This window comes from uncultured Kiloniella sp., assembly GCF_937128705.1.
Taxonomy (GTDB): domain Bacteria; phylum Pseudomonadota; class Alphaproteobacteria; order Kiloniellales; family Kiloniellaceae; genus Kiloniella.
On sequence record NZ_CAKZMP010000265.1, the window covers coordinates 22,663 to 36,721 of the forward strand.

The window sequence follows — 14,059 nt, forward strand, 5'->3', positions numbered from 1 at the left end:
AAAATTAAGTGTTTGATCCACAGAAATTAAAATCTGTTAAAAATTTTGAAATCTATCAGTACTGGAACCAACAAAAAGGCGACAAGTTAATGCCTGCGCGTGCAGATCTGGACCCCGCAGATCTCGGCCATCTGTTACCAAACATCTTAATTCATGAAGTCCAGGCCGAACCTCTGGATTTCAGATACAGATTAGTTGGATCAGAAATTGTGAGCCATATAAACCAGAACCCGACAGGGACCTGGATGTCGCAAATACCGCATCAGAAAAAACCTAGCAAACTCTGGAACTTCCTTGAAGACGCTGTCGTCAACAAACATCCTGTAATCGCTAACCCACCTTACCTTGGGAAGTATAAAGAGTTTAAATTTATCGAAGATATTATTCTGCCGCTGTCTGCTGATGGTAAAAATGTAAATATGCTTTTCATTGGTGTTGATTTTCTGAAAGACCACAGCAGGTTACATTGACGAATTGATTTCCAATTCTTCACTTGACCCCGGATAAAATGCAACGCATCTTATTAGCCATGACAAAAAGCGGAAAAATTCTGAGCCTACTAGAGCGACTTATTAACCCGGCCTCCTGAATGAGAGTGCCGGGGTTTATGCTATTCGCAGCTCGGAATTAACTGGAACCGCAATATGTTTACTTCATCAAACAATAAAACAGACTGCCCAACCATGGGCCAAGTAAATTCTGCAACACAACAATCTCAACTAAAGCAGTTAGAGCGCAATTTCTGCAGCTCACTCCTCGGCAACCTACGACTTATTGACGATCATCGCGGCCATTAAGCGGCCCTCGGTGATCGTACTTATTGCCGCTAAAAACATAACGATATTATCATAGAGCTTAATTACTCGGATGCTGCGCCCAAAATTGAGAGCGCCCCGAAAAAAAGAAAGAATAAAACAATGAACAAGATGCCATTTGAACGTTATCAACCCTTTGAAACCGTCAAGTTGGACAATCGTACTTGGCCCGGAAAGACAATTGAAAAAGCACCAATATGGTGCTCTGTCGATTTACGTGACGGCAACCAGGCTCTTATCGAGCCAATGGATACCACGCGCAAATTGAAGATGTACAAGCTGCTTTTGGATATGGGGTTCAAGGAAATAGAAGTTGGTTTTCCCTCTGCATCCCAGACCGATTATGATTTTTTAAGAACCCTTATCGAAGAAGACATGATCCCCGATGATGTCAGCATTCAGGTTTTGACCCAATCAAGAGAACACCTGATTCGCAGAACCTTTGAAAGCATTCGCGGGGCCAAAAATGTCATCGTACATTTATATAACTCCACATCAGAACTACAGCGTCGCGTTGTCTTCAGGCAAGACAAACAGGGAATTATCGATATCGCGGTAGCTGGTGCCAAGTTGATAAAAGAGCTTATCCCAACAGTTCCTGAAACAAAAATTACGCACCAATACTCCCCCGAAAGCTTTACCGGCACAGAAATGCCCTTCGCACGGGATATCTGTGAAGCGGTAATGGACGTATGGGAAGCCAGCCCGGAAAATAAAGTTATCCTGAACCTGCCAGCAACCGTGGAAATGTCCACGCCAAACGTCCATGCAGATCAGATTGAATGGTTCTGCAACAACGTCAAAAATCGTGATTCAGTCATTATTTCTCTTCACCCGCATAACGATAGAGGAACTGGTATTGCGGCTACTGAATTAGGCTTGTTGGCTGGCGCAGATCGCGTAGAAGGCACCCTTTTTGGTAATGGAGAGCGTACAGGCAACGTTGACTTGGTCACACTTGCCGTCAATATGATGACCCAGGGCGTTGATCCAAATCTGGATATTTCTGATATCAACAACATCAAAGAAACCGCAGAATACTGTAACCAACTTCCCGTTCACCAGCGACATCCTTGGGTTGGTGAGCTGGTTTACACAGCCTTCTCAGGGTCTCATCAGGACGCAATCAAAAAAGGGATGGTGGCTCTAAAAGCAAATAACTCGGATCAATGGGAAGTTCCTTATTTGCCAATTGACCCTCAGGATATTGGTCGGAGTTACGAAGCCATTATCCGAATTAACAGCCAATCGGGTAAAGGCGGTGTCGCCTATATCATGCAGAATGATTACCACATGGATCTTCCACGTGATCTGCAAGTGAATTTCTCGAAAAAAATCCAAAATATTGCAGAAACAACAGGCAAAGAAATCACACCTCAAATTATCTGGGACAGCTTCGAAAAGTCATATTTGTGCTCGACATCTCCTGTCGAATTTCTTTCCCACACAACTGTACCTGATACTCATGCAGCCGAGATCCGCCATCTAACGGCAAAGATTAATCATTTTGGTGAAGCCAAAGAGATTTCCGGCAAAGGAAACGGTCCTATTGCTGGCTTCACAGATGCCATCGCAGAAAACCTGGGCGTACGGCTGAGCGTCGAAGATTACCACCAGCATTCTCTGACCCATGGATCAGATGCCAAGGCTGTGGCTTATTTGGAACTGAAAACTTCCGAAGGTGAAACGGTATGGGGCGTTGGAATTGATTCCAATACAACAGTCGCGTCAATCAAGGCCATTGTTTCTGCAACTAATCAAATATTGGAAAATTAAGTTCTTTAGTAGAGCTTGTTTCCCCATCAAACAGCGTCAGATTTTCTGGCGCTGTTTTTATTTTTACTCCATTATTTGTTGATGAATGGAGTTTCTTCGATTGCGCACGAAGCATATGACAATATTTTTATAGCATTAAAACGAAATAATCCAAGCTCTGCGGCTTTATCACTGCTTGTTCGTAGCCTATATATGTAGCGTAACTTTTTCAAAGCTAGGAATATTTATGCCTTCGTCCAGTGACTCACAGAACCTGTTGGAAGATCTGATCAAAAAAGCAAAAGCGGCCGGAGCAGACTCCGCTGATGCGCTGATGTTCAGGTCAGTATCTGTTTCCCATGCTCAACGACTTGGGAAGATGGAGAAACTGGAGCGTGAAGAAAGCAATGATCTCGGCCTGCGGGTTTTTATTGGAAAAAGAAATGCTGTCGTTTCGTCTAGTGATTCGTCACCAGCTGCTATTGATGAGTTGGTAGAGCGCGTTATTTCTATGGCACGGGTTGTCCCCGAAGATCCTTATGCCGGAATTGCAGACGCAGAACAAATTACCAAGTCTTTTCCTGAACTTGATATTTATGATTCGGTAGAGCCCTCTGCGGATGAACTCATCAACCGCGCCAAAGAATGCGAAGAAGCCGCTCTTAGTGTTGAAGGTATTACAAATTCCGGTGGAGCAGAAGCTTCATGGGGAGAAGCCTCAATCGCTCTTGCCGCGTCCAATGGGTTTTCCGGGGCCTATAATTCATCAGGGCATTCTATTTCAGTCTCTGTTCTCGCAGGTGAGAAAGAGACCATGGAAAGAGACTATGATTTTTCTAGCGCTGTGTATGGTGGCGATCTGACCAACCCCACAGAGATCGGTAAAAATGCAGCCGACAAAGCAATAAAACGCCTAAACCCTCGTAAGCCAGACACACTAAATGATATCAGTGTTGTTTATGATCCACGAGTTTCATCCAGCATCATGGGGCATATGATAGGTGCCATCACGGGCCCAGCAATCGCACGAGGCACTAGTTTTCTCAAAGAATCTCTAAACAAAAAAATCTTTGCTGATGGCATCAATATCGTTGATGATCCCCACCTTCACCGTGGCCTACGGTCCAAACCTTTTGATGGCGAGGGTCTTGGAAATAGAAAACAAAACATTATTGAAGACGGCGTCCTACTAACTTGGCTTCTTAGCCTTTCTTCTGCGAGGCAGCTTGGATTACAAAGCACCGGACATGCATCCAGAGGTACATCCGGAAACCCGTCTCCTTCTCCAACCAATCTCTATATGGAAGCAGGCAAACTGTCCCCAGTAGAGTTAATCAAAGATATTAAACAAGGCTTCTTCGTCACCGAGATGATGGGATCAAGTGTAAACGGTCTCACAGGCGATTATAGCCGTGGTGCAGGTGGTTACTGGATTGAGAATGGCGAGATTGCCTATCCCGTATCGGAAGCAACAATTGCAGGTAATCTCAAAGACATGTTCTTGAACCTTACCCCCGCAAGTGATCTTGTTTTCCGCTATGGTAGCAATGCCCCAACAATCCGTATTGATGGCATGACCGTCGCAGGTAACTAACAAATCACCATCCCCATAAGAATGTTCTTCTCAGATTGATATAGGCGAAAATGTCGAGTACAAAATCGAACAAAATGAAATTAGGAGATGCCTCCACACAATTTCTAATTAAACGCCTCTTCAAAGACTATGTCTCAGGACAACTCGTCAAAATAGCCTTCTCTTTGATTGCAATGGCATTTGTTGCCGGCTCAACAGTGATGCTTGCCAAACAGATGGAACCCATAATCAATGATATCTTTCTGAAACGACAGGAAGATTTATTACTACCAATCGCGCTGGGCGTTATAGGCATTTTCTTTGTAAAAGGTGCTGCGACCTACGCCCAATCCATGTTGATGCAACACGTCGGCTTAGAGATTATAGCGACAATCCAAGAACAGCTCTTCAGAAAATTGATGCGTGCCGACCTCGCCTACTTTCACGAGGAATCGCCTGGGAATCTGGTTTCCAGATTTATGAACGATGCCAACATGCTCAAAGGTGTGGTGTCGAATACCCTGACATCCATCGGTAAAGATACCTTAACTGCTGTCGGGCTCATCGGCATGATGTTCTATCAAGACTGGTTTTTAGCAACCATTGCCTTTGCAGCCTTTCCAACCGCAATTCTGCCGATAGCAAAAACAGGTAAAAGAATACGCAAGGTTTCAACAAACACTCAGGAATCAATGGGGCTTTTAACAACACGACTGGACGAAGCCTTCCAAGGTATTCGTCACGTCAAAGCCTATAATATGGAAGATCACGAAACCAAGCGCGTTTCCGAAACAATCTTGACCGTATTACGCCTGAACCTCAAAGCAGCAAGAACCAGTTCTATCCTGTCCCCCATCATGGAGACACTCGGCGGCATTGCCATTGCGATTGTTATTCTTTACGGCGGGAACGAAGTCATCCAAGGCACCAAAGATCCGGGCTCCTTCTTTGCTTTTATCACAGCGCTTTTACTCGCTTATGAACCAATTAAGAAGCTGTCCAAGCTTAATGCGAACATGCAAACTGGCTTGGCTGCGGCCCATCGGGTCTATTCTATCCTTGATAGCGAGCCAAACATCAAAGATCCCTCTGACGCCAAAGAGCTTGAAATAACAAAAGGCGATGTGGTTTTTAAAGATGTTTATTTCAATTACGACGACAATACATCAGCACTCGAAGCCATCAACCTGACAGCAAAAGCCAACAAGACCATTGCCCTTGTCGGGGCTTCAGGTGCAGGGAAAACATCCATTCTCAACCTCATCCCTAGATTTTATGATGTTACCAAAGGTAAAATTACCTTTGATGGTCAAGATATCCGCGATGTGAACTTGAGCAGCCTCAGGCAGGCAACAGCGTTGGTCAGTCAGGAAATCCAGTTATTTGACGATACTGTCAGATCCAACATCGCTTATGGGAAAACTGATGCCAGCGAGGAAGAAATAATCGAAGCAGCCAAAAATGCGCATGCCCATGATTTTATTCTTTCCCTGCCTGAAGGTTATGACACCCAAGTTGGTCCCCGGGGATCAAGACTATCCGGCGGGCAACGACAACGTGTTGCTATTGCCCGCGCAATGGTGAAAGACGCACCTGTTCTACTATTGGACGAAGCAACTTCCGCTTTGGATACGGAATCAGAACGGCACGTTCAAACCGCACTCAATACCTTGATGAAAGGTCGAACCACCTTTGTCATTGCCCACCGCCTTTCAACCGTGATTGACGCAGACATGATCTATGTAATGGATAAAGGGAAAATTATCGAAGAAGGTACGCACACCCAGCTACTGAAAAAATCTGGGACCTATGCAAAGCTGTACGCGTTACAATTTGCCGAAGAAGCCGGAAAAATCAATGAGGCTTCACAGCCAGTTTAAAGGCTACTAAAGGAATCTGCCCGAAAAAGATTATGAAGCTATCAAAACGGATACTCCGTTCAACCTTTTTCCAAAACCTTATCGCCAGATTAATTTCTAGCTACATATCCCTTGTACGCAATACGGTTCGTTGGCAGGAAGTCATTCCTGACGAAACCCGAAAATATCTGGATGGCGATTCGAACATAATCGGCTGCTTCTGGCATGCACGTATGATCATGATGTTCAATGCTTGGAAAGACAGTGACCGTAGCAAGTTCCATATGCTTATCTCGGCTCATAGAGATGGCCGTGTTATCGCAAAATCCATTGAAAATCTCGGCTTTAACACAGTTGAAGGCTCCAGCAGAAGAGGTGGCGCAACTGCATTGGTTAACCTTAAGCGTACCCTAGAAAAAGGCTGTGCAATAGGCATAACCCCAGACGGCCCCAAAGGTCCCAGGATGCGTGCAAAAATCGGGGCCATCAAGGCTGCGCAGATGACCGGAAGACCGATACTTCCTGTCACAGGAACCGTCGCAAATCGTAAAGTCTTTAATTCTTGGGATCGTTTTGTTTTACCCGCCCCCTTTACAAAGGGTATTATTATTTGGGGCACACCAATTTATGTTGAAAGAAATGCTTCTAAAGAACAACAGGAAGCATATCGCTTGGAACTAGAAAATCAGCTAAACGAACTAACGCACATGGCTGACCAGTCATTTGGTCAAGATCTAATCCAACCAGATCCTCTACCTGCATCAGAGACTTCAGATGCGAACACCTGAGTTTTGGAACCATCGTGGCCTTATCAGTACTTTGCTGCTGCCCTTGTCCGGCTTTTATTATCTAGGCAGTATCCTACGCCAAAAACTAGCCTCTCCGACGAAGGTCGATGTTCCCGTCATTTGCATTGGTAATCTAACGGCAGGTGGTAGCGGGAAAACTCCCATTACTCTTTCATTAGCTAATACACTTCAACAGATGGGGAAAAACCCACACATCGTTTCAAGTGGGTATGGCGGCTCACAAGAAGGTCCGCTGCGCGTATTACCATCACAGCACTCTGCACGTGAAGTGGGCGATGAACCGTTGATGATGGCCCTTGCGAATTCACAAACAACACCGGTTTGGGTCAGTAAAAAAAGGATCGACGGCGCAAGAGCAGCGATAAAAGAGGGCGCAAACGTCATTCTTCTCGATGACGGTTTTCAGAACCCTGCCCTTCAAAAAGATTTATCGATTATCGTCGTAGATAACAAAATTGGTTTTTCTAACAATCGTCTGATCCCTTCTGGTCCTCTGCGAGAAAACATAACCGATGGCCTAAAGCGTGCCGACGCTATTTTTATCATCAAGCAGCCTGATGAGACTATCAATCCAGAATTAGCTGACATTTTCGACGGGAAAGACGTTTCGAATGTAACAATAACACCTGCTGATAAAACCATTCAGGCAACACTGAAACAGAAGAATATTTTTGCTTTTGCAGGGATTGGGTATCCGCAAAAATTTTACAGCACACTGAAAGATTATTCTGCACAAATCTGCGGAACCAAGAATTTTCCAGACCACCATCAATATACCGAATCTGATCTAAAACAGATTATGTCTCTTGCCCGTGGATTTGACGCGGCTGCTATTTTTACAACAGAAAAAGACTTCGTAAAAATTCCTGAAACATATAAAGAGAAAATCTCTTGCTTGCCCATTCACGCCGTTTGGGATAATCCACAATTTATAAATTCTCTTTTGCACAAATTAACAGGAAACACATGACAAGCGATGTCTCTTTTCGACATAAAGTTGAAGCCATCGGCTTTCGTTTTTTGCTATGTCTGGTTGGCCTGTTTCCTGTAAAAGCTTGCTCTAATTTTGGTGGCTTCTTAGGGCGAACAATTGGCCCCCGACTTGGCATATCACGTAAAGCAGATCTTAACCTGCGCCTTGCAATGCCAGAGCTATCAGAAAAAGGCCGCAAACAAATTATCCATGATATGTGGGATAACTTGGGTCGTGTTATTTTTGAATACCCTCACCTACAAGAAATCGTAAGAACAGATCGTGGTTATATTACCGTCGAAGGTATTGAAAGGTTCGAAGCGCCAGAAGTAAAAGGCAAGGCCTTAATTTTTGTTGGCGCCCATATCGGTAACTGGGAAGTTCTTCCGATGACGGCCGCACTGCGTGGTTATCCGCAAACAATTATTGTGCGCCAGCCCAATAACCCGCTTGTTGCCAATGCCATTGATAATATCCGCACCTCTACCGGGAATATTTCCGCAGCCAAAGGCGTCGAAGGTGCCAGAGCATCCCTAAAAGCCATCAAAAACAAGTCTGCTGTCGGAATTCTTGCCGATCAAAAAATGAACGACGGCATTGAAGCACCCTTTTTCGGCATTCCTTCTATGACACCAGCGGCCCCTGCATTACTTGGGAGTAAGCCAAACGCTGTTGTCTTCCCTATCCAATGTATAAGAACAGGCCCAGCAAGCTTTCACCTCGTTTGTCATTCTGCAATTGACTTCCCAAATAATGTTCCCCGAGACCAAGCGGGATTAGAGGGTATGACAGAGCTTAACAGCATCATAGAGGGCTGGATCAGGGAAAAGCCAGGAGATTGGCTCTGGCTACATCGTCGTTGGCCCAAAGAAGCTTATAGAAACCTCAAAGAAAACTCCTGAACACCTTATTTAGGCATTTGACCAACAAGGGTTACCGGATCGACCCGTTCTTTAAACCAATTCATGCGCCAGTCCAAATGCGGACCGGTCACACGCCCGGTTGCGCCAAGTGTTCCCAGTTGATCCCCTTGAGTGAGAAAATCACCAACTTTAGCTGTCACGCTATCCATATGCAGGAATGTCGATGACAAACCGTGCCCATGATCAAGAATCACAGTCCCACCGGAATAGTAGAGATCTGGCTCGGCTAAGGTCACGATGCCCGGTGCCGGAGCAAGAATAGGTGTTCCCACAGGTGCCGCTACATCCACACCGTAGTGTGGTCGTTTAGGAACCCCATTAAAGACCCGCTGACTACCATATACGCCAGAGATACGGCCCTGAGCTGGCCAGATAAAACCAGACGCATACATGGGTTCATCAAAATTTGATGTTCTTGCTTTGGCAACTACCGCTGCATCACGACTGATACGATCCGAGACTTCTTTGGGGGGAGATACATATTTTTTCGCAACCCCCTCTATACGCTGAATTGCATAATCCCGTTTCTTAATTTCATAATTCTGGGTTTGAATTTCTCCGTTCGGCTTTTGAATACTAAGCTCGATAACACCTTCGGCATCACGTCCAAACCCAAAAACAAAATCGCCTTGCTCGGAAAGTTTTATAACCTCTTGATTAAGAAAAATTTTTGTTCCGCTTGGCGCTTTACCGATGATGATCCCGCCCTGAATAAATTCTCCCCGCACAGAAATATTATCATCTGCCAATGCTGAAGAAACCAATGCCGAAAGCGCGATAAAACACACCAATAAAGGCTTCATCATAATAAACTTCCCTGAGCAGTATCTGTCGTATCAGATTTTTTCTTTTGCGTTTTTTTCTGTATTTTTTTGGGAGCTGGTTGCGAAGTGGTCCCTGCCGTTCCGCCCTCCTCACCCTCATTCGCAATAGCTTGAATAAAAGCATTATCCGCAAATTCGATATCTAGCTTCGTACCATCACCTATATCCGCAGCCGTAAGAACATTGCCATCAGCCCCTCGGACAACAGAGAAACCACGTTTCAACACGTTTTTATAAGAAACCCCCTCAAGAACACGGTCCAAAGAAGTAATCTCATTTTTTGCACGTTCCAATCGCAACGCTGTCGCTGATGCCATACGACGCCCAGAATCAAGTTTATCCATCTCGAATTGTCGCACCGGGACAATCTGGTCTCCCACTCCCTCAAACCGATCACTTAGTGACGACAGCTGATGTGAAGCAAGCAGAATTTGTTGCTTAGGATGCGGTAAACGAGCCGAAAGCTCAGACAATTCAGATGTTTGATGGCGTAAATAACCCTTCATCGCATTTCGCATGCGTTCAACACGATCATCCAGCCGTTGGGTCTTTTCTTCAATCAAACGCCTTGGATCTGGAAGGCCCCTTGCAAGGGCCTCTATCTGCATCCGACGCTCCCCCATTAAACGGTTTGCACCGGCATAAATCCGTCGGCCTATATTCTGAACTTCACCAATCAGCTCTGCCCGGACAGGCACCGCCATCTCGGCCGCCGCCGTTGGTGTAGGCGCGCGTCTGTCAGAGGCAAAGTCAATCAACGTTGTATCCGTTTCATGACCAACCGCGGAAATCAGTGGAATTTTAGAATTAGCCGCAGCGCGAACCACAACTTCTTCGTTAAAGGCCCATAGATCTTCAAGGCTACCGCCCCCACGCGCAACGATCAGCGTATCAGGTCGGGGAATGTCCCCATTCGGATCAAGTGCATTAAAGCCATCAATCGCTCTGGCAATTTGCTCTGCCGCGCCTTCACCCTGGACCAGTACAGGCCAGACAAGAACGTGACGCGGAAATCGATCAGATAATCGATGCATGATATCACGAATTACCGCCCCTGTAGGCGACGTTACAACGCCAATTACCTCTGGCAGGAAGGGAATAGCCCGTTTGCGTTCGTCAGAAAACAATCCTTCTGAAGCAAGCTTCTTTTTACGCTCTTCCAAAAGTTTGAGCAAAGCGCCTTCGCCGGCAATTTCCATACTATCAATAACAATTTGATAGTTGGATCGCCCCGGATAACTTGTAATGCGCCCCGTTACAATGACTTCAAGACCATCTTGAGGATCAAAAGCCAGTTTACTTGCCTGCCCCCGCCAACAGATCACGCTCAAAACTGCATTTTCATCTTTCAGTGACATATAAATATGCCCTGATGCAGCGCGCTTAAGACCAGAAATTTCGCCACGCACACGAACACGGTCAAACCGGGTTTCAAGTTCCCGCTTGATAGAGTTAGAAATCTCGCTAACGCTCAGTGCTGGCGCGTTATTTCCACGTGCTTCTGCCGGATTACCACGCGTATCAGCAGATTTAGACGGTGCTGATTTAGACGCTGTTTTTTTTGGTTGGGGTGTAGAAAACAAATCATTCATGCGGTCATCCTAAACATCCGTCCCAGCAAAGTCGACAGACCAATCGCTGTTTACGCGCTATTTTCTTACTTCTATTCAAAAAACAAATCTTCTCCATAAAACCAATGACACATACGAGATTTTTGACAAAACTTTTCTGCACTAGTTCTGGTATTCTGAGAGTGGATAGGGCATAAGCTTGCCAGATTAATTGACCCTAATATTCGGGAGCACAAAATGAAAATTCTCGTCGTTGGATCTGGTGGCCGTGAACACGCCCTGTGTTGGTCTATTGCCAAATCTCCCTTGTGCGAAAAACTTTATTGTGCCCCGGGCAACGCCGGAATTTCTGACGTTGCGGAATGCCTGCCCATAAAGGCAGACGATCTGGATGGTCTGGTTGCTTTTGTACAACAGAATGACATCGGATTTGTTGTGGTCGGCCCAGAAGCTCAGCTTGTCGATGGTCTCGTCGATCGTATGAACGCCATTAACATTCCCGCCTTTGGTCCTTCAGCTGCCGCAGCAGAATTGGAAGGCTCGAAAGGCTTCATGAAAGATATCTGTGCAAAGTACAATGTACCAACAGCCAGCTATCAGCGCTTCACGGACCTTAACGCTGCAAAAAAATACCTCGACGAACAAGGGGCACCAATTGTTATCAAGACCGATGGTCTAGCTGCTGGTAAAGGCGTTACCGTCGCCATGACATTAGCAGAAGCCCACACCGCCGTTGAAGAAGCGCTTTCTGGTCGTGCATTTGGGGCAGCAGGCGCAGAAGTCGTCATCGAAGAATTCATGCAAGGTGAAGAGGTCAGCTTCTTTGTTTTGACTGATGGCGAAAATTACCTCCCGCTAGCCTCAGCACAGGATCACAAATGTGTTGGCGAAGGTGATACCGGCCCGAACACGGGTGGCATGGGTGTTTACTCGCCGGCAACGATCCTGACGCCAGAGTTAGAGCAACAGGTTCTTGAGCAATGCATCAAACCAACAATCGAAGGCATGAAATCTGAGGGCCATATTTATAAAGGTGTTCTGTTTGCCGGACTTATGCTGACCGAAACTGGCCCAAGATTGATCGAATACAATGTCCGTTTTGGCGACCCGGAATGTCAGGCGCTTTGCTTGCGCTTAAAGTCTGATATCCTTCCAGCACTTTTGGCTTCTGCACAGGGCGGCATAGAGGATATCAAGCTCGAATGGCATGATGAAACCGCATTACTGGTTGTCATGGCTGCAAAAGGTTATCCCGCAGCTTATGAAAAGAATACTGTCATAGAAGGTGTTGATAACGCAGGCGCCGACCCAGCGGTCACAATTTTTCATGCTGGCACAGTCCGAGGTAAAGACGACAGTTTACAAGCTGTCGGAGGACGGGTTCTGGGTGTAACCGCTTTGGGATCTGATATCAAAGAAGCACAGAACAAAGCCTATCAGGCCGTGGATAAAATTACATGGGACCAAGGCTTTTGCCGTCGTGATATCGGTTGGCGGGAATTGGCGCGTAACGCCTGATTAACGCCTCAAGGCAATATTAAGGTCGTACCAGTAAAGTCCTTGGACTAGACAGTTTATCGACGCTCCTGAAAGAAGGTTTTAAGAATTTCGGCACACTCCGCTTCCCGAATACCACCATATACCTCGGGCGCATGATGGCAGGTTGGGTGCTCGTAAACTCTGGGACCATGATCCACACCGCCACCCTTGGGATCATATGCACCGTAATAAACCCGTTGGATACGTGCGAAAGAGATTGCCGTCGCACACATAGGACATGGCTCTAGCGTAACGTAGAGGTCGCAGCTTTCCAGCCGGGCACTGTTCTGGAGCTTTCCAACAGCTCTTATTGCGAGTACTTCAGCATGTGCAGTCGGGTCACGATCCCGTTCGACGCGGTTATGCGCCTGTGCCAATACTCGCCCGCTGTCCCGATCCACAATCACAGCCCCAACGGGTACTTCGCCTGCGTCAGCCGCTTTTTTTGCTTCCTTCAAAGCAAGCGCCATAGCTTCGCCCGGTTTTTTGCAAACCTGTGATTTCTGTTTTTTTTCCATAGCTAGGGACTCTCATTGGAAAACATGAATTGGTCAAGTAGAAGAGCAAAAGATCACCTAAAGATTGCCACTGCATAGGACGTTTGTTTTATTCACAGTAGACAGAAGCCAAAGTCGAGCATACATTCCGGCCATGACAAACTCAAAATCGACACGACCAAATCGCCAAAAACCCAGTTCGAACACCAAAGGTTCGAGTGCCAAAGGCCCAAGCACAAAAGGCAATGCCTTTAAGGCTAAGGGGGTCAATCGCCCCTACAAAGGGAAGCCTTCTGGGAAAAGTACTCAGCAAGATACAAAACCTGCTGTTGAAACAATCGAACTTTCCGATAAGAAAGAGCGCATTGCAAAGGTGATCGCACGTGCTGGGCTGTGTTCCAGACGCGATGCCGAACGCTGGATTGCAGAAGGTCGTGTCAAACTTGATGGCAAAGTGCTGGAGACACCAGCAATTGTTGTTGGGCCGGACAATGCTATCGAAGTAAATGGCGAACCACTTCCTTTACCGGAACGCCCACGCCTGTGGAAATATCACAAGCCAAAGGGACAAATAACAGCAGCACGCGACCCAGAAGGTCGAGACACTGTTTTTGACCACCTTCCCAAAGATCTTCCGCGTCTTCAGCCTGTTGGACGACTGGATTATAATTCGGAAGGTCTGCTGCTATTCACCAATGATGGTGGACTGAAGCGTAAAATGGAATTGCCAGCCACAGGCTGGACCCGACGCTATCGTGTCAGGGTGCATGGTCAGGTTGATGAAAGACACATCAAAACCCTTGCCGAAGGTATTACCATTGATGGCGTTCACTACGCCCCTATCGAAGCCAGTATTTCCCATCAAGCCAAGACAAACGCATGGATGTTGATGTCTTTGAAAGAGGGAAAGAACCGTGAGAT

General features: G+C 46.3%; 12 protein-coding genes. 9 read left to right on the forward strand and 3 right to left on the reverse strand.

From position 1 onward, the window contains the following. The first annotated feature begins 8 nt into the window (after positions 1 to 8). From Q0241_RS13535 to Q0241_RS13565, 7 genes are all read left to right on the forward strand, one after another. Positions 9 to 470, forward strand: coding sequence for a PAS domain-containing protein (locus Q0241_RS13535; RefSeq protein WP_299378367.1), 462 nt, complete (start codon positions 9 to 11; stop codon positions 468 to 470). Positions 471 to 917: 447 nt separating this feature from the next. Continuing rightward, the gene (gene leuA, locus Q0241_RS13540) at positions 918 to 2,591 is read left to right on the forward strand and encodes a 2-isopropylmalate synthase (protein WP_299378368.1); all 1,674 of its coding nucleotides are present in this window, start codon (positions 918 to 920) and stop codon (positions 2,589 to 2,591) included. A gap of 226 nt (positions 2,592 to 2,817) precedes the next feature. Further along, entirely contained in the window at positions 2,818 to 4,164 is a 1,347-nt protein-coding gene (locus tag Q0241_RS13545) for a metallopeptidase TldD-related protein (protein ID WP_299378370.1), read from the forward strand. 50 nt (positions 4,165 to 4,214) lie between these two features. Next, on the forward strand, positions 4,215 to 6,023 hold the full coding sequence (locus Q0241_RS13550; RefSeq protein WP_299378372.1) for an ABC transporter transmembrane domain-containing protein: 1,809 nt from the start codon (positions 4,215 to 4,217) through the stop codon (positions 6,021 to 6,023). Positions 6,024 to 6,055: 32 nt separating this feature from the next. Beyond that, positions 6,056 to 6,790 (forward strand): lysophospholipid acyltransferase family protein, encoded by a 735-nt coding sequence (locus tag Q0241_RS13555; protein ID WP_299378375.1) that lies wholly within the window; start codon positions 6,056 to 6,058, stop codon positions 6,788 to 6,790. Further along, entirely contained in the window at positions 6,777 to 7,781 is a 1,005-nt protein-coding gene (gene lpxK / locus Q0241_RS13560; RefSeq protein ID WP_299378377.1) for a tetraacyldisaccharide 4'-kinase, read from the forward strand. Before Q0241_RS13555 ends, lpxK begins: the two co-directional genes overlap by 14 nt. Further along, positions 7,778 to 8,686 (forward strand): lysophospholipid acyltransferase family protein, encoded by a 909-nt coding sequence (locus Q0241_RS13565; RefSeq protein WP_299378379.1) that lies wholly within the window; start codon positions 7,778 to 7,780, stop codon positions 8,684 to 8,686. The genes lpxK and Q0241_RS13565 overlap by 4 nt, the downstream gene beginning before the upstream one ends. Before the next feature lie 5 nt (positions 8,687 to 8,691). Here Q0241_RS13565 and Q0241_RS13570 read toward each other — a convergent pair whose 3' ends face one another. After that, entirely contained in the window at positions 8,692 to 9,513 is an 822-nt protein-coding gene (locus Q0241_RS13570; RefSeq protein ID WP_299378381.1) for a M23 family metallopeptidase, read from the reverse strand. Beyond that, the gene (gene xseA, locus Q0241_RS13575) at positions 9,510 to 11,123 is read right to left on the reverse strand and encodes an exodeoxyribonuclease VII large subunit (protein WP_299378383.1); all 1,614 of its coding nucleotides are present in this window, start codon (positions 11,121 to 11,123) and stop codon (positions 9,510 to 9,512) included. The genes Q0241_RS13570 and xseA overlap by 4 nt, the downstream gene beginning before the upstream one ends. Positions 11,124 to 11,339: 216 nt before the next feature. Here xseA and purD point away from each other — a divergent pair, with 216 nt between their 5' ends. Continuing rightward, the gene (gene purD, locus Q0241_RS13580) at positions 11,340 to 12,620 is read left to right on the forward strand and encodes a phosphoribosylamine--glycine ligase (protein ID WP_299378386.1); all 1,281 of its coding nucleotides are present in this window, start codon (positions 11,340 to 11,342) and stop codon (positions 12,618 to 12,620) included. Between the two features lie 56 nt (positions 12,621 to 12,676). Here the strand turns inward: purD and Q0241_RS13585 are convergent, their stop codons facing one another. After that, positions 12,677 to 13,111 carry a nucleoside deaminase gene (locus Q0241_RS13585; protein WP_299378396.1) on the reverse strand — a complete coding sequence of 145 codons (435 nt, stop codon included), beginning with the start codon at positions 13,109 to 13,111 and terminating at the stop codon, positions 12,677 to 12,679. Positions 13,112 to 13,292: 181 nt separating this feature from the next. Between Q0241_RS13585 and Q0241_RS13590 the strand changes: the two genes are divergently transcribed. Then, the coding region (locus Q0241_RS13590) for a pseudouridine synthase (protein WP_299378389.1) at positions 13,293 to 14,059 on the forward strand (767 nt) is incomplete at its 3' end.